This is a genomic window from Bacillus sp. 05T31, from assembly GCF_056396725.1.
Genome location: NZ_JBFTMA010001362.1, coordinates 1 through 467, shown reverse-complemented (window position 1 = coordinate 467; position 467 = coordinate 1). Strand labels below are relative to the sequence as shown.

General features: G+C 34.5%; 1 pseudogene. It reads left to right on the top strand.

From position 1 onward, the window contains the following. Nucleotides 1-438, top strand: a pseudogene (locus AC1DJR_RS33315) (saccharopine dehydrogenase); the annotation flags it as partial. Nucleotides 439-467 lie beyond the last annotated feature (29 nt).

The window sequence follows — 467 nt, the reverse complement described above, 5'->3', positions numbered from 1 at the left end:
GAATCAATTCATGCTGTTTCGGCTAACTTTCGTATTGCTTTTGATAGTAAAATATCTACATATGGACTGGTTTCTCTGGTGAATACAGGGATTTGGAAAATGATTAGCGGAGAAAAATTTACCGATTTACGGAAAAATATTCTCTATAAACCCGGAAGGGGAAGTGCACATAACATAGTTATTCACCTTAAAGGTTATGATGCTACTGGTGTATTGCATAGACGATGTGTGAATATATCAGATCCGTTAGGACAGACACATCTTACTGCTTTAGGAGCAGCTGTCCAAGCAGAGAACATTTTACAAACATCTGATATTGTGGTTCCGGATTCTAAAATTTACTTTCCGGAAAATTTATTAGATTTGGGTATGAATGCATCTGTAATTTTAGATTTTTATAGGGAATATGGGGTTAATATTACGAAACAAAATATATAAAAGGTATCGTTCTATTCGTGGTAGTACAT